At 64.3% G+C, this 18,860-nt stretch carries 15 protein-coding genes, 1 tRNA gene and 1 pseudogene; 11 read left to right on the top strand and 6 right to left on the bottom strand.

Going from position 1 to position 18,860, the window contains the following annotated elements; all coding sequences use genetic code 11:
* The first annotated feature begins 64 nt into the window (after positions 1-64).
* The 3 genes from EJ074_RS14045 (at position 65) to EJ074_RS14035 (ending at position 3,470) form a co-directional block, all read left to right on the top strand.
* Positions 65-1,645 (top strand): 5-guanidino-2-oxopentanoate decarboxylase, encoded by a 1,581-nt coding sequence (locus EJ074_RS14045; RefSeq protein ID WP_095806740.1) that lies wholly within the window; start codon positions 65-67, stop codon positions 1,643-1,645.
* Between the two features lie 4 nt (positions 1,646-1,649).
* Complete coding sequence (locus tag EJ074_RS14040; protein ID WP_095806739.1) at positions 1,650-2,606, top strand: capsular polysaccharide synthesis protein; 957 nt, start codon at positions 1,650-1,652, stop codon at positions 2,604-2,606.
* 156 nt (positions 2,607-2,762) lie between these two features.
* Positions 2,763-3,470 (top strand): SDR family NAD(P)-dependent oxidoreductase, encoded by a 708-nt coding sequence (locus EJ074_RS14035; protein ID WP_095806738.1) that lies wholly within the window; start codon positions 2,763-2,765, stop codon positions 3,468-3,470.
* Here EJ074_RS14035 and EJ074_RS14030 read toward each other — a convergent pair.
* The 4 genes from EJ074_RS14030 to aroA all read right to left on the bottom strand — a co-directional run bounded on the left by EJ074_RS14030 (position 3,455) and on the right by aroA (position 9,423).
* The gene (locus tag EJ074_RS14030; protein ID WP_129553534.1) at positions 3,455-5,320 is read right to left on the bottom strand and encodes a hypothetical protein; all 1,866 of its coding nucleotides are present in this window, start codon (positions 5,318-5,320) and stop codon (positions 3,455-3,457) included. The two genes, EJ074_RS14035 and EJ074_RS14030, sit on opposite strands and share 16 nt — an antisense overlap.
* A 113-nt stretch (positions 5,321-5,433) precedes the next feature.
* Positions 5,434-7,131 carry a 30S ribosomal protein S1 gene (rpsA, locus tag EJ074_RS14025; RefSeq protein WP_095806736.1) on the bottom strand — a complete coding sequence of 566 codons (1,698 nt, stop codon included), beginning with the start codon at positions 7,129-7,131 and terminating at the stop codon, positions 5,434-5,436.
* A 202-nt stretch (positions 7,132-7,333) separates the two neighbouring features.
* Positions 7,334-7,984: a (d)CMP kinase gene (cmk, locus tag EJ074_RS14020; protein WP_095806735.1), complete on the bottom strand. Its 651-nt coding sequence runs from the start codon at positions 7,982-7,984 to the stop codon at positions 7,334-7,336.
* An 80-nt stretch (positions 7,985-8,064) separates the two neighbouring features.
* Positions 8,065-9,423 (bottom strand): 3-phosphoshikimate 1-carboxyvinyltransferase, encoded by a 1,359-nt coding sequence (gene aroA, locus EJ074_RS14015; RefSeq protein ID WP_095806734.1) that lies wholly within the window; start codon positions 9,421-9,423, stop codon positions 8,065-8,067.
* A gap of 193 nt (positions 9,424-9,616) precedes the next feature.
* Here aroA and EJ074_RS14010 point away from each other — a divergent pair, with 193 nt between their 5' ends.
* Complete coding sequence (locus EJ074_RS14010; RefSeq protein ID WP_095806797.1) at positions 9,617-10,009, top strand: TIGR02300 family protein; 393 nt, start codon at positions 9,617-9,619, stop codon at positions 10,007-10,009.
* Positions 10,010-10,185: 176 nt separating this feature from the next.
* Positions 10,186-10,261: transfer RNA gene (locus EJ074_RS14005), tRNA-Ala, on the top strand.
* A 96-nt stretch (positions 10,262-10,357) separates the two neighbouring features.
* Here EJ074_RS14005 and EJ074_RS14000 read toward each other — a convergent pair.
* Positions 10,358-12,394, bottom strand: coding sequence for an NADH:flavin oxidoreductase (locus EJ074_RS14000; RefSeq protein WP_095806733.1), 2,037 nt, complete (start codon positions 12,392-12,394; stop codon positions 10,358-10,360).
* Between the two features lie 113 nt (positions 12,395-12,507).
* Here EJ074_RS14000 and EJ074_RS13995 point away from each other — a divergent pair, with 113 nt between their 5' ends.
* The 6 genes and pseudogenes from EJ074_RS13995 to EJ074_RS13970 all read left to right on the top strand — a co-directional run bounded on the left by EJ074_RS13995 (position 12,508) and on the right by EJ074_RS13970 (position 17,845).
* Positions 12,508-13,428, top strand: coding sequence for a LysR substrate-binding domain-containing protein (locus EJ074_RS13995; RefSeq protein ID WP_095806732.1), 921 nt, complete (start codon positions 12,508-12,510; stop codon positions 13,426-13,428).
* A gap of 285 nt (positions 13,429-13,713) precedes the next feature.
* Positions 13,714-13,893 (top strand): hypothetical protein, encoded by a 180-nt coding sequence (locus tag EJ074_RS13990; protein WP_129553533.1) that lies wholly within the window; start codon positions 13,714-13,716, stop codon positions 13,891-13,893.
* 265 nt (positions 13,894-14,158) lie between these two features.
* Entirely contained in the window at positions 14,159-14,494 is a 336-nt protein-coding gene (locus tag EJ074_RS13985; RefSeq protein WP_245420374.1) for a hypothetical protein, read from the top strand.
* A gap of 197 nt (positions 14,495-14,691) precedes the next feature.
* Positions 14,692-15,870 (top strand): M24 family metallopeptidase, encoded by a 1,179-nt coding sequence (locus tag EJ074_RS13980; RefSeq protein ID WP_095806731.1) that lies wholly within the window; start codon positions 14,692-14,694, stop codon positions 15,868-15,870.
* On the top strand, positions 15,857-17,077 hold the full coding sequence (locus EJ074_RS13975; protein WP_245454852.1) for an amidohydrolase: 1,221 nt from the start codon (positions 15,857-15,859) through the stop codon (positions 17,075-17,077). Before EJ074_RS13980 ends, EJ074_RS13975 begins: the two co-directional genes overlap by 14 nt.
* A 47-nt stretch (positions 17,078-17,124) precedes the next feature.
* Positions 17,125-17,845 (top strand): annotated as a pseudogene (locus EJ074_RS13970) (DUF2161 family putative PD-(D/E)XK-type phosphodiesterase).
* Here the strand turns inward: EJ074_RS13970 and EJ074_RS13965 are convergent.
* Positions 17,768-18,835, bottom strand: coding sequence for an alpha/beta hydrolase (locus tag EJ074_RS13965; protein ID WP_095806729.1), 1,068 nt, complete (start codon positions 18,833-18,835; stop codon positions 17,768-17,770). The pseudogene EJ074_RS13970 and the gene EJ074_RS13965 overlap by 78 nt on opposite strands.
* Positions 18,836-18,860: the final 25 nt, after the last annotated feature.

Raw genomic sequence — 18,860 nt, 5'->3', positions numbered from 1 at the left:
ACAAAGAGATAGAGCGGATCACTGTTTCCGCTAAACAGTGATCCGCTCTAAGGGGAGATATCCAATGACCACGCTCGGCGAAGCGCTCATCACCTTGCTCGAGGCGCATGGCGTCGACATCGTCTTTGGCATTCCCGGCGTTCACACGGTCGAGCTCTATCGCGGGCTGGCGCGCTCGAAGATCCGCCATGTGACGCCCCGCCACGAGCAGGGTGCCGGCTTCATGGCAGACGGCTACGCGCGGGCCAGCGGCCGGCCGGGCGTCGCTTTCGTCATCACCGGTCCGGGTCTGACCAACACCATCACCGCCATGGGGCAGGCGCGCGCCGATTCCGTGCCGATGCTGGTGATCTCGGGGGTCAACGCTACCAACACGCTGGGCAAGGGACTTGGATACCTGCATGAACTGCCCGACCAGCGCGGCATGATGGAAAAGGTGGCGCTGTTTTCGGAACGCGTCACCGAGGCCGGGCAGTTGCCCGGTGCGCTCGCCCGCGCCTTCGCGCTGTTTTCCTCTTCACGCCCGGGACCGGTCCATATCGAGATCCCGACCGATGTCATGGCGACGCCGGCGAACGCAATCTCGGCCGTGCTCGGCAATGCAGCCCCGCCCGCTCCTGCGGCAAGCGCGATCGCGGAGGCGGCGCGGCTTGCAAAGCAGGCCCGCCGTCCGCTTATCCTCGCCGGCGGCGGCGCGAAGAAGGCCGATGCGGCGCTCACGCTTGTCGCCGAGACGCTCGGGGCGCCGGTGGTCGAGACCACCAATGCGCGCGGCCTGCTGCACAATCATCCGCTCTGCGTCCCCGCAAGCCCCAGCCTGAAGGCGGTGCGGGCGCTGATGGCCGACGCCGACCTGGTGATCGCCGCGGGGACGGAGTTCGGCCAGACAGACTATGACGGCTACGGCGACGGCGGCTTCGTGCTGCCGCCCAACCTGATCCGCATCGACATCGGCGCCGATCAGCTCGCTCGCCGCCCTGCGACCGTCGCGATCCAGGCCGATTGCGCCGAGGCACTTCGTGCCCTGCAAGCCGAGCTCGGCGCGGGCGACGTCGCCGTGAAGGACGGCGAGGCCCGTGCTGCCGCAGCGCGTGCGGCTGCATTGGCCGAGCTGAGGCCGGCCCATGTGGCGCAGATGCGAGCCGTGGAAGCGATCCGCGACGCCCTGCCGGGCGCCATTATCGTCGGCGATTCGACGCAGCCGATCTATGCCGCCAATCTCTATTACGACCATGACCGGCCAGGCGGCTGGTTCAATGCCGCGACGGGGTTCGGCGCGTTGGGCTATGGTCCGCCGGCGGCGATCGGCGCCGCGCTTGCGGTTCCCGAGGCGCCGGTCGTCTGCCTGACCGGCGATGGCGGCTTCCAGTTCACCTTGCCGGAACTGGGCGCCGCGCTCGATGCAGGCGCGCCGGTGATCTTCGTCGTCTGGAACAATCGCGGCTATCGCGAGATCGAGACGTCGATGCTCGACGTCGGCGTCGAGCCGGTCGGCGTGTCGCCGGCGCCGCCGGATTTCTGCAAGCTCGCCGAAGCCTATGGCGTAGAGGCCGAGCGGCTGCCGGACGTCGGCGATCTTCCCGGGGCGCTGAGGCGAGCCCGAGCCGCCGCAAAGCCGCGTGTGGTCGAGATCAGGGTGGACTGACGACATGGCGCCACGCACGCACGATTTTTCGGAGAGTTCGTTTTTCAGCGAAGCGCCGTTCAATGATCCGCTGAAGCGCCCCTATCTTGCGCCGCTGCGTTGGGCGGCGTCTTCGCAGGTGCTGCCATGGTCGTTGCGCGCGTGCGCCGCCAAGACCTGCGCGACCTTGGCCCGGCGCCGGGACTGGCGCGCACGCAGCGCTGCGGTCGATCATTCGAAGTGGTGCTCCACCAGCACGCCGTCCAGCAGTCTCGGTCCGATCTGGCAGTATTGGGCGCAAGGCGTCGACGACGCGCCACCGGTGGTCAAGGCCTGCCTGCATTCCGTACAGCTCCACAAGGGCGGGCGCGAACTCGTCATCCTCGACGACAGGACCGTTGGCGACTACATCGATCTGCCCGGCCATGTCTGGGACAAGCGACGGCGCGGCCTGATGAACCGCCAGCATTTTTCCAACTTCATCCGGCTGAGCCTGCTCGCCCGCCACGGCGGCACATGGCTCGACGCGACGATCCTGCTCAGGCAACCCGTTCCGGCGCAGATCGAAGACGAAGAGTTCTACATCCTGCGCGAAACCAGTCGCGCCCCGCGGCTCGTGGAAACGTGGTTCATCCACGCCCGCAAGGGGCATCCGCTTGTCGAAACCGTGCTGCACAACCTCGCCGACTATTGGAAGACGCATGACAGGCTTCTTCAATATTTCATGTTTCCGCATCACATGGAGGCCGCCCTTCTCCTGCATCGCCGGCTGCGGTGTGACTTCCTGCGCATGCCCCAGGTAGGAGCCGACCGGCCGCATGGACTGCAAAGGGCGCTCCTCGAGCCGTTCGACGAGGCGGTCCACCGCGAGATCTACGACGGCTTCTGGCTGCACAAGCTCACGCACAAGTTCCAGCGGCCGGCGATCGGGGGACGACTGCTCTGGGACGCCATCATCGATGGCTGGCCTCACACCGCATGAGCTTCACATCGGCCCGGCGCCAAGCCGAAGCATGCAAAGACGCGACGCCTGCCATGTCGATATTTCAATTGAGTGACAGCGCGAAAGGCGCGACGGTCTATCCTGGGGCGGAATGACCAAGAAGAAGCAAAAAGAAGCGACAGGAGCGGTCGAAGTATGACGGAAACGCTGAATGGCAGGCATGTCGTGGTGACCGGCGGCACCGGTGCCCTTGGTGGCGCGGTTGTCGGCAGGTTGCTGGAGCAAGGCGCCATCTGCCATGTGCCCAACGCCCATGCAGCCGCTCCGCCGAACTTCCCCTACTCCGCCCATGCGAGCGTCCATCTGGCGCACAATGTCGACCTGTCGGATTCCGCCAAGGTCGAGGCTTTCTACCATCAGCTCCCCGACCTTTGGGCTTCGATCCATCTCGCCGGCGGGTTCACCATGGCGCCGGTGGAGAAGATCGAATCGGCATCCTTTGCCGAGATGATGGACACCAACGCCCGCACGACCTTCCTCTGCAGCCGGGCGGCGGTGCGCTCGATGCTGACATCGGGAACCGCGGGCCGCATCGTCAACGTCAGCGCGCGCGCCGGGCTCGATCCGAGACGTGGTTCCGGCATGGTCGCCTATGCGGCCAGCAAGGCAGCCGTGGCCGCGATGACGGTCGCGATGGCCGAGGAACTGAAGCACAAAGGCATCCTGGTCAATGCCGTGGCACCGTCGACGCTCGACACCCCGGCCAACCGAGCGGACATGCCAGATGCCGATTTCGCCAAATGGGTGAGTCTCGAAGCCGTCGCCGAGGCGATCGCCTATCTCGCCTCGCCCGCCAACCAGGCGATGAGCGGCACGCTGGTGCCGCTCTACGGCAGGGCCTGATCGGATACCGCCGACGCGGGGCAGGCGGCTTGGGAACCGTCCGGATTGCGGTAGCTGTAGATTCGCAGCGGCGATGAAGGATCGGTGGGGCACTCCCTCAACCATGCCGGCGGCTTGCCTTCGATCAGCGCTGCCGCGAATGGATAGTTGGTTTCCAGTTTCGGCAATGGCGGACCTCGCCAGGCGCAAACCGCTATATGCGTCGCCCTGGACGCATCCAGATACATGCGCGGGTCGGCGGTCGACGGATCAAGGAAACGATAGCTCCGCTCGATACCCTTTGCCGACGGATGGTTGGGGATCGTCACCACCCTGGGACCTGTGGCGAGGGCGACGAGATGGCCTCCGATCAGCGGTGGCGAGAGGACGATGGCGCCGGCGGGCCACCCCGGCTGCGGTTCCAGACGGCTGAGATCGCAGCTGTCGGCCACCTCTCCAGCGGGAATGGCTGCCTGGGACGTTCGCACCGACAGGTGGTATAGCGCAATTGCCGCCGACAGGATCAGGCCGGGCAGGATCAGGGCGTATTTGCGCGATGCCACGGCGACATCAGGTGTCAGGGAGCGTGCCAGTCGCGAGTCTGCCGGCAGGAACTTCGCCACCGCGAAAACCAGGCCGATGCTGGAAAAGAGGGGAACATAGCGAAAGTAGCGCAGATAGCCGATCCCCAGCACCAGGGCGAGCATCGAGAACAAGGCGAGGATGACGCGCGGCCGGGTTCGGCTTTCGGCGTCGAGGCAGATGACGGCCGGGGCAAGCGCGCCCACAAGTATCAGCACTGCGGCGGAGAATGTCCACGACAGAAAGCGCGGATGCCGAAACAGGCTCATTTCCTGAAGGATTCTGTTGAGCATGTTGTCGCGCACATAGGCGTCGATCGAGGCATAGGGGCCATGCAGGCATTGCGGGAACAGCATCGTCAGCGTCGCCACGCTAGCGGCCGCGAACACCGCCAGGATCGTGGCCCGCATTGCCCACCTGCTGCGCCGGCCGGCCAGCAACGGTGAAACGGCAAAGGAAAGCCCGGCGGCGACCAGCGCCGTCGCATATGGCGCCGAATAGGTGTCGCACTTGACCGCGGCATAGGCCGAAGGCGGTTGGACTGCGGCGAGCAGCGCGATTGCTCCCATCGCCAAGCTCAGGCCGAAACCGGTGAGCCTGGCTGCGCCCTGTTCACGGTCCGTGATCCAGTCAAAGGCGTAGACGGCCATCAACAGCGCATAGAAAGGCGCGAATTCGGCGCTGATCGCGAACGCCAGGGCTGTGAGCAGCCCGTTGATCAACGGAGCAGCGCGTTTCTGCGACAGCAGCAGCACCAACGCAGCCAGTAGAAGCAATATTTGCAGATTGTGATAGTCGATGCGCTCTGGGGCGTATTCGCAGAACGTGCTCGAGGCCAGGATCAGCCCCAGCGGCAAGGCAACGGCCGGACTGCCGATGTCCACGGCAATCATCAGCCGCCTGTAGAGATACAAGGCGGGCGCAAACAGCAGCACCGGCACGACAAAGCTTGCCGCCGCCAACGCCGGCTCGGCGCCCAAAAACGGCGCGAGCAGCCACGCGAAGGCGGCATAGGGCAAGTCCACGATCCACGGCCAATGCGAGATATAGGGCTCCGGCTGGACAATGCCGGGCAGGGTCCGGTCGAAGATATTTCCCGTCTCAAGGAAGGTGCGGACTTCATAGAGTTTGATGTAGTCGTCCATATCGCCATCGAGCCTGAAGCCCAATGATCGGAGGGCGATCATCACCAATGCCGTTGCACAGTAGCAGAACAGGGCCGGCGACTTGCCGTAGAGATGCAGCACCCGCGAAGATGGCGTAGCGGGACGATAGTCGCCCATGTCCATGGAAGCCCTTCCCTTCGGGCCCAAGGCAATACGCCAGGAAGTTTATCTTGCCGTAAAGAAAAACCCCGCCGGATCGCTCCGGCGGGGTTTTCTTTGGCCTTGCGAAGTGGAGCTTAGTTGCCCTGCTTCTTCAGCGCCGCGCCCAGGATGTCGCCAAGCGAGGCACCGGAGTCGGTCGAGCCGTACTGGGCGACTGCTTCCTTCTCCTCGGCGATTTCCAGCGCCTTGATGGAGACCTGCAGCTTGCGGGTCTTCTTGTCGAAGGCGATGACGCGGGCATCGACCTTCTGGCCGACGGTGAAGCGCTCGGGGCGCTGCTCGTCGCGGTCGCGGCTGAGGTCGGAGCGCTTGATGAAGGTCTCGAGGCCGCTGTCGACCAGCCGCACGTCCAGACCGCCGTCCTTGACGCCGATGACCTCGCAGGTGACGACGGCGTTCTTGCGCAGCTCACCGCTGCTTGCCGCCTCACCGACGGTGTCCCTGGCCAGCTGCTTGATGCCGAGCGAGATGCGCTCCTTCTCGATGTCGACGTCGAGCACCTGCGCCTTGACCATGTCGCCGCGATTGTACTCCTCGATCACCTGCTCGCCCGGACGGGTCCAGTCGAGGTCGGAGAGGTGGACCATGCCGTCCACATCGCCTTCGAGGCCGATGAACAGGCCGAACTCGGTCTTGTTCTTGACCTCGCCCTCGACCTGGCTGCCAACCGGATGGTTGCGCGCGAACGCTTCCCACGGGTTCTCCAGCGTCTGCTTGAGACCGAGCGAGATGCGGCGCTTGGCCGGATCGACCTCGAGCACCACCACGTCGACTTCCTGGGTCGTCGACAGGATCTTGCCGGGATGCACGTTCTTCTTCGTCCACGACATTTCCGAAACGTGGATGAGGCCCTCGATGCCCGGCTCCAGCTCGACGAACGCGCCGTAGTCGGTGATGTTGGTGACGGTGCCCTTAATCTTCTTGCCGATCGGGAACTTGGTGCCGATCTCCGACCACGGATCGCTCTCGAGCTGCTTCATGCCGAGCGAGATGCGGTGGGTTTCCTGGTTGATGCGGATGATCTGCACCTTGACCGTCTGGCCGATGTTAAGGATCTCGGTCGGATGGTTGACGCGGCGCCATGCCATGTCGGTGACATGCAGCAGGCCGTCGATGCCGCCGAGGTCGACGAACGCACCGTAGTCGGTGATGTTCTTGACCACGCCTTCGACCACCTGGCCCTCTTCGAGGTTCTGCACGATTTCCGAACGCTGTTCGGCGCGGCTCTCCTCGAGCACGGTGCGGCGCGACACCACGATGTTGCCGCGGCGGCGATCCATCTTGAGGATCTCGAAGGGCTGCGGGTTGTGCATCAGCGGCGAGACGTCGCGGATCGGGCGGATATCGACCTGGCTGCGCGGCAGGAACGCCACGGCGCCGTCGAGGTCGACGGTGAAGCCGCCCTTGACCTGGTTGAAGATGACGCCTTCGACGCGCTCACCCTTGGTGAACTTCTCCTCCAGGCGCACCCAGCTCTCCTCGCGGCGCGCCTTCTCGCGCGACAGCATGGCTTCGCCAAGCGCGTTCTCGATGCGCTCGACATAGACTTCGACGGTGTCGCCGACCTTGAGGGAGGACTCCTTGCCCTTGGCGCCGAATTCCTTCAGCGGCACGCGGCCTTCGACCTTGAGGCCGACATCGATGATGGCCATGTCCTTTTCGATCGCGGTGATCGTGCCCCGGACAACCTGGCCCTCGCCGGAATGGCCGGCGGTGAATGATTCTTCGAGCATGCTCGCGAAATCATCGCGAGAGGGATTTGCAGCAGACATTGTTTCTCCTGAAGTGCCCCGCATCTCGAGCGGGACGGGCGCCGTGGGTTAGCATTGCGTGAGCCTGCCGGCGTTCCGGGCTAAGAGCCCTTGGCCGCTCAAAGCGGCAAGTCCGGCGCATGAAGAATGCTGGCAGGCTGGTTCGTGCCCGATATGGGTATCTTTTGCGCCGCCGACAATCGGCAGCGATGGGAAACCCGGCTCAGGCCTTGTTTCTCTTGGCCAGGACGTCGTCGATGATCGCCATGGCCGCCAGGAACGCGGCCTCTATAGCCATTTCGGACGTATCAAGCAAGTGCGCGTCTGGGGCGGGCTTGAGTGGCGAGTCGGCTCGGCCCATGTCGCGTTCGTCGCGGCGCTCGATGTCGGCCAGGATCGTGGCGAAATCGGCTCTGCCGCCCATGCTCTCGATCTCGGCCAGCCGGCGTTGCGCCCGCACCGCAGCACTTGCCGTCACATAGAGCTTGATGTCGGCGTCGGGACACACGACCGTGCCGATGTCGCGGCCGTCGAGCACGGCGCCTGGGGGCGCCTTGGCGAAGGCGCGCTGCTTGTCGACCAGGATGCGCCGCACAGTGGGAATGACCGCGACCTTGGAAGCCGCTTCGCCCACCGCGTGCGCCGAAAGCACCGTGCGGTCGAGATTCGAGAGGTCCACCTGCCGTGCCGCGGTTTCGGCCGCCGAGACATTGTCGAGCGGCAGGCCGAGCTCGAGCAGCTTGTGGGCAACCGCGCGATAGGTGAGACCGGTGTCGAGCAGATTCAGCCGGTAGTGGTCGGAGAGCCGCCGGGCCAGCGTGCCCTTGCCGGCGCCGGCCGGGCCGTCGATGGCGATGGTGAAGGTTGCGCTCATTGGCCGCCCATGAGGCGCGATGAACAAGACGAGCGCCGCTGTCCCGCCAGCATTTCAGTTTGGTTCCAGCCCATCTCCCGTCACTCGATCTCCGCGCCCAGCCCCTTCATCAATCCCATGAACTCCGGAAAACTCGTCGCGATCATGTTGGCGTCGTCGATGGTCACCGGCTTTTCGGTCGCCAGTCCCATCACCAGAAAACTCATGGCGATGCGGTGGTCGAGATGCGTCTTCACCGCCGTGTCCAGCCCGTTGGGATGAGCGCCCAGTCCCTTGCCGCCCGGCTTGCCGCGCACGGCGAGCGAGGCCTCGCCTTCGGTGCAGTCGACGCCGTTGAGCTTGAGCCCATTGGCGACCGCCGACAGCCGGTCGGATTCCTTGACCCGAAGCTCCTCCAGCCCCTGCATCAGCGTCTCGCCCTCGGCGAAGCTGGCGGCGACGGCCAGCACCGGATACTCGTCGATCATCGACGGCGCCCGCTCCGCCGGCACAGCGACGCCCTTCAATTTCGAGGAACGCACGCGCAGGTCGGCGACATCCTCGCCGCCGGCATTGCGCGGGTTGAGTATGTCGATGCGGCCGCCCATTTCCTGCAGCGTCAGCAGCAGGCCGGTGCGCGTCGGGTTCATCAGCACGTTTTCGATCACAATATCGGAGCCCGGCACGATGAGCGCCGCAACCAGCGGAAAGCCGGCGGAGGAGGGGTCGCCCGGTACGGCGATGGTCTGGCCCGTAAGCTTGCCCTGTCCCTCGATGAAGATGTGGCGCACGCCGCGCTCATCGGTCTCGACCGTCAGGTTCGCGCCGAAGCCTTTCAGCATCTTTTCGGTGTGGTCGCGCGTCATCACCGGCTCGATGACGGTGGTGATGCCCGCCGTATTGAGGCCGGCGAGCAGCACCGCCGACTTCACCTGGGCGGACGCCATCGGCACGCGGTAGGTGATGGGCGCGGCGTGCTTGGGGCCGCGCAGCGTGATCGGCATGCGGTCGCCCGGCGAGGCCTTCAGCACCTGCACGCCCATCTGGCGCAGCGGTTCCAGCACGCGGGCCATCGGCCGGCCGGAGAGCGATGCGTCGCCGATGAAGGTCGTCTCCATGTCATAGGTGCCGACCAGGCCCATGGTGAGGCGCGAGCCGGTGCCGGCATTGCCGAAATCGAGCGGCCCTTCGGGCTGAAGCAGCGCGCCGTTGCCGGTGCCGCGGATCACCCACTCGTCGCCCTTCTTTTCGATGTGCGCGCCCATCGCCTTCATCGCAGCGCCGGTGCGCATCACGTCCTCGCCTTCGAGCAGGCCGGTGATGCGCGTCTCTCCGGAAGCGAGGCCGCCGAACATGAAGGAACGATGCGAGATCGACTTGTCGCCCGGCACCCGGGCCACGCCGGCAAGGGCAGGGGATTTGCGGGCCGTGGCCGGCTTCGGAGCGGCAGCGTGAGACATGATTTCTTCCAAGCAAGATGCCGGCGGGCCGGCTCAATTCGTCATGTTGCGGCGGTCTCGTATCACGGCGCGCGGCGATGGTCATCCCCTCGCGCAGGCCTTCGAATGCAAGGTTTTGCGATGCCGGCTTTTGGCTTTGACAGCGCCGTAAACTGCGGTTAAGGGGACCATTCTTTTTTTGACGAGGCTTGCCGTGGCAAAACCCGAACTTGGCACCAAACGCATCGACCCCGAAACGGGTCGGAAATTCTACGACCTGAACAAAGATCCCATCGTCTCTCCCTATACTGGCAAGAGCTATCCGCGTTCCTATTTCGAGGAAGGCAAGATTTCCGCCATCGAGGAAGATGAGGATGTCGCCGACAAGGAAGTGGACGAGAACGAGGAGGAAGGCGCCGAGCTCGTCTCGCTGGAAGATGCGGACGACGAAACCAAGGGCGGCGGCGACGATCTTCCCGATCTCGGCGACGACGAGGATGTCGACCTCGGTGACGATGACGACGACACCTTCCTTGCCGATGAGGAGGAAGAGGACGACGACGTTTCCGATATGATCGGCGTCGGCGACGACGAGGACGAGGTCTGAGTTTCAGCCTCTGCGCGATCGATTGCCGGCCATTTCGGCCTGTGACGAAAAAGCGGCTTACAAGGCTTGATCTTGACCGAAGGCGGCGCTAGAAGCCGCCAGCACTAAACGACGGCGCGGTTCCCATCTGCGCCGGATCTCTTCGCCGGAAACGGCGCCGGCCGACTGCCGGGAGTGGGGCCATAGCTCAGTTGGGAGAGCGCTTGAATGGCATTCAAGAGGTCGTCGGTTCGATTCCGATTGGCTCCACCAGTCATCCTTCCGGATTAATGTTTCTTTGATGTCCACGAATGCGGCTCGCATCCGTGGGCAAAAACTACCGAACCTCGCCGCCAGTGCAGTGGGTGATCACACCAGCGCCATCAGGCGGTAGCCTTCGAGGACGGCGGCGTGAATGTTGCGGCTGGCGACCGCATCGCCGATCCGGTAAAGCTGGAATCTTCCCTCGGGGTTTCTTGAAACGGTCTGAGGCATGGCCGCCACAAGAGATTTATGGTCCACCTCGCCGCGGTTGATGGAGTGGTCTTTGAGGCCGAAATAGAGTTCGTCCAGCGGTGTCGTGCCGTACTCCACCACAACGTGGTCGGCTTCCTTCTCAATCCGCCGCTTCGCATATTCGTCCTCGAAGATTGCCGCAATCTTGTTGCCCCTGCGTTCGAGCCGTTCCAGGCGCAGGTTGAGGGTGATCCTGGCGTTGGCGGCGTTCAAGGCCCGGAGATAGACCGGATAGTTCGTCGCGCCGATATCCGGCGCCAACGTCCGCTCAGGCGTCACAAGCTCCAGATCGACGCCGGTCGCGGCGATGAACTCCGCTATGGTCATGCCCTGGTGAGAACCGTTGCTGTCGCAGATGAGCACCGATCCCGTCGGCGTGACGGCGCCGCTGAGCACGTCCCAGCTTGTCGTTGCGAGATCCTCGCCACCGCTCAGCAGTTCGAGATTGGGTATGCCGCCGGTCGCGGTGACGACGTAATCCGGTTGTTCCGCCAGAACGTCGTCCACGCCTGCATAGTGATCGTATTTGATTTGCACCCCGAGCCTTGCGCACTCTTCCAGCCGCCAGTCGATGATCCCCATGATCTCGCGTCGGCGCTTTAGGGCGGCTGTAAGCACTACCTGACCACCGGCCTTGGAACCCGCCTCGAAGACCACGACCTCGTGGCCTCGCTCGGCGGCGACGCGTGCCGCCTCCAGGCCACCGGGACCCGCACCGACAACCACGACCTTCTTCCGGCCGTTGGAGCTTCGGCCGACGGTGTGCGAGAGGGTTTCCTCACGCCCGGTTGCGGCGTTGTGGATGCAGACAGCCTGCCCGGAATAGATGGAGTCGATGCAGTAACCCATGCCGACGCAGGGCCGGATCTGATGCTCGCGTCCCTCGATGAGCTTGTTCGCGATATGCGGGTCCGCCATGTGCGCGCGTGTCATCGCAACCATATCCAGCTTCCCGCTCGCAATGGCATGGCGCGCCGTTGCGACGTCCTGGATCCGGGCGGCGTGGAAGGTCGGCAGGTTGATCTGCGAGCGCACGTAACCGGCGAAATCGAGATGGGGCGCCGACGGCGATCCCATCGTCGGAATGACCCGGCTCAATCCCTCGTCAGTGGCAGCCCGGCCGCGAATGACGTTGATGAAGTCGATCATGCCGTCTGCATTCAACCTGCGGGCGATCTCCACCCCTTCATCCGCCGAGAGGCCCTTTTCCCATTGCTCGTCGCAGACCATTCGCACGCCAACGACGAATTCACGTCCGATCCTGTCGCGGATTGCCGACAGGATGTCGCGCACCAGCCTCATGCGGTTGTCCAGCGAGCCGCCATACTCATCCTCGCGCTTGTTGGTTCCTTTCGACCATGACTGGGCGATGATGTGCGAGGCGCACTCCAGTTCGAGCCCATCCAGCCCGGCGTCTCTGACGCGCTCCGCGGCGTCCGCGAACGACTTGACGAGCCGTTCGATATCCCAATCCTCCATGGCCTTGGGAAAGCTGCGGTGCGCTGGCTCCGGAATGGAGGACGGAGCAATCATGGGCAGCCAGTCAGCTTTGTTCCAATTCGTCCGGGCGCCCAGATGCGTCATCTGGATCATGACGGCTGCGCCGTGCTCGTGAACGTCGTCGGCCAATTCGCGGAGCCATTTCACGCAATCGTCCCTGTGGAGTTGGATGTTCCCGAATGCCTGGGGACTGTCGATGTCGACCACCGAAGAGCCGCCGATCATCGTCAGGGCGATGCCGCCCTTCGCCTTCTCGGCGTGGTAGAGGCGGTAGCGATCTTTCGGCAGGCCTTCTTGCGTATAAGCCGGCTCATGGGCGGTCGACATGAGTCGGTTGCGAAGCGTCAGGTGCTTGAGCTGCAAGGGCTGAAGAAGCGGATCAGTTGACACTCTGGAATCTCTCTGATCGGATTGTTGGCAGGAGCGCTCGAATGGTGGCCTTCGATCACATCAAAATTCCGTCGCGGCCGGGTTGGGTAAAGAGCAATTAGATTCATGGACGTATGAGCCACGACCGCCGCACGATCCGCCATTCAGTCCCTTCGCTGCACGGTTTGATTTTGTTCGAGGCGGCAGCGCGCCATCTCAATTTTTCCACCGCCGCCAGCGAGCTCTCGATAACCCAGCCTGCGGTCAGTCATGGCATCAGGCAGCTGGAAGTGACGCTCGGCCATCCATTGTTCGTGCGCGAGCACCGTACGCTCAGCCTTACCACCCAGGGCCTGCGCCTGTACGCGGCGGTGGCAAGCGGCTTTGGCACCATTTCCGAGACGCTCGCGGAGATTTCCGGTTCGGCGCATCGCGACAAGATCGTTGCCAGCGCTTCCACGGTTCTCGCCACCGAATGGCTGCTTCCGAAGCTGGCGGGGCTTCGGCAGGAGCATCCCAATCTGCAGATCGAGATCCGGTGTCTTGATCGCGACCCGGAGCTCGCATCGTCCGGGATCGATATTCACATTCGACTGGGCGACGGCAACTGGCCTTTTTGCAGCAGCACCCAGTTGTGGGCCGAGCAGATTGTTCCGGTGTGCAGCCCGGCGTTTCTCGAACGTCACGGACCGTTCGGGTCTGTCGCGGAATTGCTGTCGCATCCGCTCATCCACTATGTCGACCCTTACCGATTGAGGATTGGCTGGGCCGAATGGTTGCGAGCTCTTGAATTGCCGGTGCCGGCGAATTTGCCCGTCGCACTGGAGGTCAACGATTCGCTCTTTGCCCAAAAAGCGGCCGAGATGGGCGAGGGGATTTCGCTGGGCTGGCGACCGATCGTCGACCATGCGCTTGCTGCCGGACGGCTTGCCATTGCTTTTCCCCGGACGTTGGAAACGGGTCGTCACCACTATGCCGTGATCGCTTCGGGTCCTGGAATCAGAAGAGCCGTAGCGCAGTTCAGGGATTGGCTTTCGGCAAGATCTTCCGCCTGAAGCCAGGCCGGCATCGCGCCGGAGCGGATGCTCGCCAAACACTTTCCGTGACGGTGGGGGCGTTGCTGAACCGGCGGCCGTTGGTGCGCCCACGCTCATACATGCATGAATCGAATTGCCCTTTACCGGGCCGACGGCGGTCGGAATGCTGGTCCGAGCGACGCTTGTTTTCGAAATCGTGCATACCCTCAAAACGGCCGAACATCGTCGAGGGGAACGGTTTCACCTGGACAAGCGCAAGCACGCCATTCGTGCCTAGACCGCACGCCAAGCCTGGATGATGCAATGACCGCTCTCGACATTCCCGCAAGCCGCCGTCGCGGCGGGCGCTCTTCAGTTATTGCCGCACGGAGCGGCCACCAGCCAAAACCCGTGGCGGCCGGCACTTTCGTCGAACAGCCGCCAGCGGCCCCCAAACGAAACTGCTATCTGTTTTTCATCGCGTCTGACGTCGGCGAAACTTGAGTTTCGCGACCGAGGGATGCTATACAATTGAAGTACACTATGCGCGATATGCGCAGCTAAGCGTTGTTGTTGTTACATTTCGCAATTGGGTTGGTCTCGATTGGCTCCGGCACACAGACTTTCTTCTCTGACGCTTGGTTTTGCGACATTCGCGCTCGTTGCCTGCCAATCGGCCTCCGAGACACCACCACCTCCTCCGTCCCAACCTCCGTTGGCTGCCGTTGCGGCCCCGGCTTCCCCGGATACGGCGGTGCTGGATCAATCCTTGACGGTCACTCCTCCCGGCAAGGGCGTTCCGGCCAAGTATGCCGCGTTTTCAGGCATATGGGCCGGACGGCTGGATGGATTGTATGAAGGCAAGCTCGCCGTGCTGACGGTGTCTCCAGGCGGGCAGGCGACGGTAAGCTACGCCTGGGGCGACGTGGCCGAGAACAAGCCGGGGGTCGCCGACGGCGCCGGCAGAATTGTCGGGAACACATTGAAGCTCGGGCGCCTTCCGAACGGCGCCGACGCCACCTTCACCATGCTGCCCGATGGAACTTTGGCCGCCACCTATGCGCTTGCCGGCCAGACTTTTAAGGGCCAGTTCGCAAAGCAATAGGCAGAACTCTCCTGATGCAGGCGGACCAGAATTGTGCAGCGGTTCTGGGACAACGGCAAAAGCGCGCCGTCTGAATCCGTGTCAGCGCGACGCGCTTTGGCGCATGGCCCCCTCGGTTTGTCGGTCATGGTTCAGCACGCTCGCCGGGCTTCGCTTTACTGTCGAGCGAACTTCCGCCGGCCACAGGACGAATCCGCATGATCCAATTGCCTTTTGCGCTTGCCGAGTATCGAAGCAGGCTTGCCGCCATCCGCGCCGAGATGGCGCAGCGCGGTCTCGATCTGCTGATCGTCAATGACGTTGCCAACCAGCACTACATCACCGGTTACGACGGCTGGTCGTTCTATACGCCGCAGGTGGTCCTGGTGCCGCTTGGCGACGAGGAGCCGGTCTGGATCGGCCGGGCCATGGACGCGGCGGGCGGGCTGCTGACGGCCTGGATGAAGCCGGAGAATGTCGTCGGCTTCCCTGAAGACCATGTCCAGCGCCCGGACCGCCATCCGATGGACTGGATTGCCGGCTGGATCGACAAGAAGGGCTGGGGGCGCGGCAATATCGGCATCGAGCTCGAGGCCTATTACTATTCGCCGAAAGCCCATGCCCGCCTGACCGCCGGCCTGCCCAACGCGATGTTCCACGACGCCGACCTCCTGGTGAACTGGATCCGCAGTGTCAAGTCGGAGGCCGAGATCGCCTACCTGCGCAAGGCCGCGCGCCTGGCCGAGGCGGCGGTCAGTGCGGCCTATGAGGTGATTGCGCCGGGCGTCCGCGAATGCGACGCCATCGCCAAGATCCAGGCGGCACAAATAGCCGGCTCGCCGGACTTCGCCGGCGACATCACCGCTTTGCCGCCGACCATCCTTGGCGGCGAGAACGCCTCGGCCCCGCACATCATGTGGAGCGACCGCCGCTTCGGCGAGAACGAAACCGTCGCGCTGGAACTCGCCGGTGTCGTGCGCCGCTACGCCGCCGGTCTCGCGCGCACGCTTCAGCTGGGCGCCATGCCCGCCAAGGTCGGCGACACGGGCAAGGCCGTGCTGGAAGGGATGGACGCCGTGCTCGCCGCGATCAAGCCCGGCGCGGTGGCGGAAGACGTCGAGGCAAGCTGGCGCAAGGTCATCCAGCGCTACGACCTGAAGAAGGAGTCGCGCATCGGCTATTCGATCGGCGCCGCCTATCCGCCCGACTGGGGCGAGCACACGATCAGCCTGCGCCAGGGCGACAAGACCATCCTGAAGCCTGGCAACGTGCTTCATTCCATTCTCGGCATGTGGATGGACGGCTGGGGCATCGAAATCAGCGAAACGATCTTCGTCACTGCCAATGGCTGCGAGACGCTGACCAGCTTCCCGCGAGAAATCCATGTCAAGCGCTGAAGCCGGCAATGGCTTGATGGACCCCGCTCTGGAGCGCCGGATGATCGAGATCCGGCGCCATCTCCACCGCAACCCGGAGCTCTCCAACGAAGAGCGCGAGACGCAGGCCTATCTCAAGCATGCGCTGGAGGAAGCCGGATTGCATGGCGTGAGGCCGGTGGCCGGCTTCGGTCTCGCCGTGGAGATCGTCGGCACGGCGGCGCCTTCGAACCGCAAGGTGGTGATCCGGGCCGACATCGATGCGCTGCCGATCACGGAAGCCTCCGGCGTGCCGTTCAGCTCCGAGCGTCCAGGCGTCATGCATGCCTGCGGCCATGACGCCCACGCGGCAATGGGCTATGCTGCCGCCGCTATGCTGGAGCGCCAGAAGCAGTCCTTCAGCGGCACGGTGAGGATCATCTTCCAGCCTGCCGAGGAGGCGGAGCCGCTGGGTGGTCGGCGCGTCGTGGCGGAAGGGCTGCTCGACGATATCGACGCCGCGATCGGCATCCATGTCGATCCTTACACCACGACGGGCAAGATCGCGGTGGGCCCGGGGCCGTATACCCTCGCCTGCGACACGTTCGACATCAGGGTGACCGGGAGTTCCGCGCACGCGGCCAAGCCGTCGGAGGGCGTCGACGCCATCGCCGTCGCCTGCTCGATCGTGACGGAGCTGCAGAAGGTCGTCTCGCGCGAGATCGATCCCTACGATCCGCTGGTCGTCTCCATCACCGGCATCGAGGGCGGCGGCGCCTATAATGTGATCGCGGCCGAGGCCAGGTTGAAAGGCACGATCCGCAGCGGCCACGAGGCGACCCGCCAGTATGCTTGGAGGAGGCTGCGCCAGATCGTCGAGGGCGTGGCGGCATGTCATAACGCCAGCGCCGAGGTGAACCTGCAGCGCGGTGAGCCGCCGGTGATCAACGACCCCGACATGGTCGAGATCATCCGCAAGGCTGGCGCCGATCTGCTGGGACAAGAGGGCGTGGTCGGCGCGCCGGGCTGGACCGCCGCGGACGATTTTGCTTTCTACAGCGAGAAGTGCCCGTCGGTCTATTTCCGGCTCGGCATCCGTAACGAGGAAGCCGGCGCGGTCTATCCGCTCCATCATCCGCGCTTTCGCGTCGACGAGGCGGCGCTCTCCATTGGGGCTACCCTGCTTTCCGCCGCCCCCGCGACTTCCTGCGGCCGCCTCATGAATCGAGTTTCGTCCAGCCTCACCTGATCGCTTCAACCTGTGCCGGGTGAAGGCGAATCGGCTATGCCTCTGCAATGCAGGAGACGTCCCTCTACGCCCCGGTGAAGCGCTTCCTCGAGAGCCTCGACTTCACCGTCAAGGGCGAGATCGGCGGCTGCGACGTCGTTGGGCTGCGCGGTGGTGAGCCGCCGGTGGTGGTCATCTGCGAGCTGAAGCTGCAGTTCAATCTCGAGCTCGTGCTACAGGGCGTCGATCGCGCGGCGGCCTGCGACGAGGTCTGGCTCGCTGCTCGCATGTCGGCGCGCGGCAAAGGTCGCGAGCACGACCGCCGTTTTCGCGCGCTTTGCCGGCGGCTCGGCTTCGGCCTGCTTGGTGTCGGCGGCAAGGGCGAGGTCGAGCTGCTGCTCAGCCCCGCAGCCCTGCCGCCACGGCGCGATCCGCGACGGCGCCGGGCGCTCGCGTCTGGTCGAGGAGCATCAGCGCCGCAAGGGCGATCCGGCTACCGGCGGCAGCACGCGAAAGCCGATCATGACCGCTTACCGGCAGGAAGCGATCGCCTGCGCCGCCGCCATGGCCGACGGCCCCAAACGGCCGCGCGATCTGAAAAGCATTTCAACACGCGCGGCCAGCATCCTGCTGCACAATTATTATGGCTGGTTCGCCAGGGCCGAGCGCGGCATCTACGCGCTGACCGAAGCCGGCCACGCCGCCATCCAATCACATCGGGTCCTTGAAGGCTCGCTGCAGGTCGCTCCGTATCAGGCCGACCAGCTCGGCGTGAAGGTCGGCGCGTGACCGGCTGCCGCCGTCGGCGCAGATCGGGTCGACTTCACCGGATTCCTTCAGCAGTTCGGCGCCGCCCGGCTTGCATTCCTGCAGGAAGCTGAAGTGGATTGCGCCCTTGACGGTGGCATAGGTCCCGCGCGGCGTCAGCGCCGCCAATTTATCGGCAATCACCCCGTCGGGGATCGTGTCGGCGCTGCCCAGATTGATGAAATCCATCGGGATCGTGACCGCCTTCAGGCTTTCGGCATCGTAAGCCAGGGCAAGGCCGGGATCGATCAGCACGGCCGATTTGACGCGGGGGTCGAGGTTTGATTGATCGAAGCGTGTCTTGTCGATCGTCCGCAGGTCGAGCTTGTCGACATGCACGACCACGTCGTTGAGATAGCCGATGCCGCCGGCATACCAGGCGCAGTCCCATTTCTTGTATTCGTCGCAATATTGGGCATAGGCGTCGAGGCTGGCGCGGGCGCCGGCAATCTCCATCGCCGCCGCGCCGCCGAGCGAGAAGCCAAGGACACCGATCTTGCCGCTGTCGACGGCGCTGCTCCAGGTCGGGTCGGTCGTCATCGTGTCGATCACCGCGGAAAGGTCCTGCGTGCGTTCCCACACCTTGGGCGTGTTGACTGGGGTCGAGTCACCGCTGGTCGTGCCGGGGTGATTGGGACCGGCGACTATAAAGCCCGCCCTGGCGAGTTCCGTTGCCAGCCAGGCCATTCCCTGGACACGGCCGCCCGACCCGTGCGACAGCACGACGAGTGGAAAGCGTCCTTTGACGAGCGGCGCATTCTTCAGGGCCGGCACGCCCTTGAATACCTTGTTGTCGCCCAGCAGAACGGCTTCGCCGCCGGCCTCGGCCGGATACCAGACAAACACCTGGAGGTCGCGGCCGCGTTCTGGCGCGGCCACGAAGATTTCGCGCATGCCGATCTCGGCAGCCTGGCTGGCTGCGGAGAACGCGACTGTAAGCACTACCGCGGAAAGCAAACGGGAGAGTGTCATGAAAACCTCGCTCGGTTGAAAAGAC

The sequence above is a fragment of the Mesorhizobium sp. M3A.F.Ca.ET.080.04.2.1 genome (assembly GCF_003952525.1).
In the GTDB taxonomy this organism is placed as follows: Bacteria; Pseudomonadota; Alphaproteobacteria; order Rhizobiales; family Rhizobiaceae; genus Mesorhizobium.
The sequence above is the reverse complement of the archived record's forward strand: the minus strand, read 5'-3'. Positions and strand labels throughout refer to the sequence as shown.

Excerpts from the sequence above, each read along its gene's own strand:
- EJ074_RS13965 (WP_095806729.1), bottom strand. The coding sequence starts at position 18,835 with ATGACACTCTCCCGTTTGCTTTCCGCGGTAGTGCTTACAGTCGCGTTC.
- EJ074_RS14045 (WP_095806740.1), top strand. The coding sequence starts at position 65 with ATGACCACGCTCGGCGAAGCGCTCATCACCTTGCTCGAGGCGCATGGC.
- aroA (WP_095806734.1), bottom strand. The coding sequence starts at position 9,423 with ATGTCTCACGCTGCCGCTCCGAAGCCGGCCACGGCCCGCAAATCCCCT.
- EJ074_RS13995 (WP_095806732.1), top strand. The coding sequence starts at position 12,508 with ATGAGCCACGACCGCCGCACGATCCGCCATTCAGTCCCTTCGCTGCAC.
- EJ074_RS13990 (WP_129553533.1), top strand. The coding sequence starts at position 13,714 with ATGACCGCTCTCGACATTCCCGCAAGCCGCCGTCGCGGCGGGCGCTCT.
- EJ074_RS14030 (WP_129553534.1), bottom strand. The coding sequence starts at position 5,320 with ATGGACATGGGCGACTATCGTCCCGCTACGCCATCTTCGCGGGTGCTG.
- cmk (WP_095806735.1), bottom strand. The coding sequence starts at position 7,984 with ATGAGCGCAACCTTCACCATCGCCATCGACGGCCCGGCCGGCGCCGGC.
- EJ074_RS14040 (WP_095806739.1), top strand. The coding sequence starts at position 1,650 with ATGGCGCCACGCACGCACGATTTTTCGGAGAGTTCGTTTTTCAGCGAA.
- rpsA (WP_095806736.1), bottom strand. The coding sequence starts at position 7,131 with ATGTCTGCTGCAAATCCCTCTCGCGATGATTTCGCGAGCATGCTCGAA.
- EJ074_RS13975 (WP_245454852.1), top strand. The coding sequence starts at position 15,857 with ATGTCAAGCGCTGAAGCCGGCAATGGCTTGATGGACCCCGCTCTGGAG.
- EJ074_RS14035 (WP_095806738.1), top strand. The coding sequence starts at position 2,763 with ATGACGGAAACGCTGAATGGCAGGCATGTCGTGGTGACCGGCGGCACC.
- EJ074_RS13980 (WP_095806731.1), top strand. The coding sequence starts at position 14,692 with ATGATCCAATTGCCTTTTGCGCTTGCCGAGTATCGAAGCAGGCTTGCC.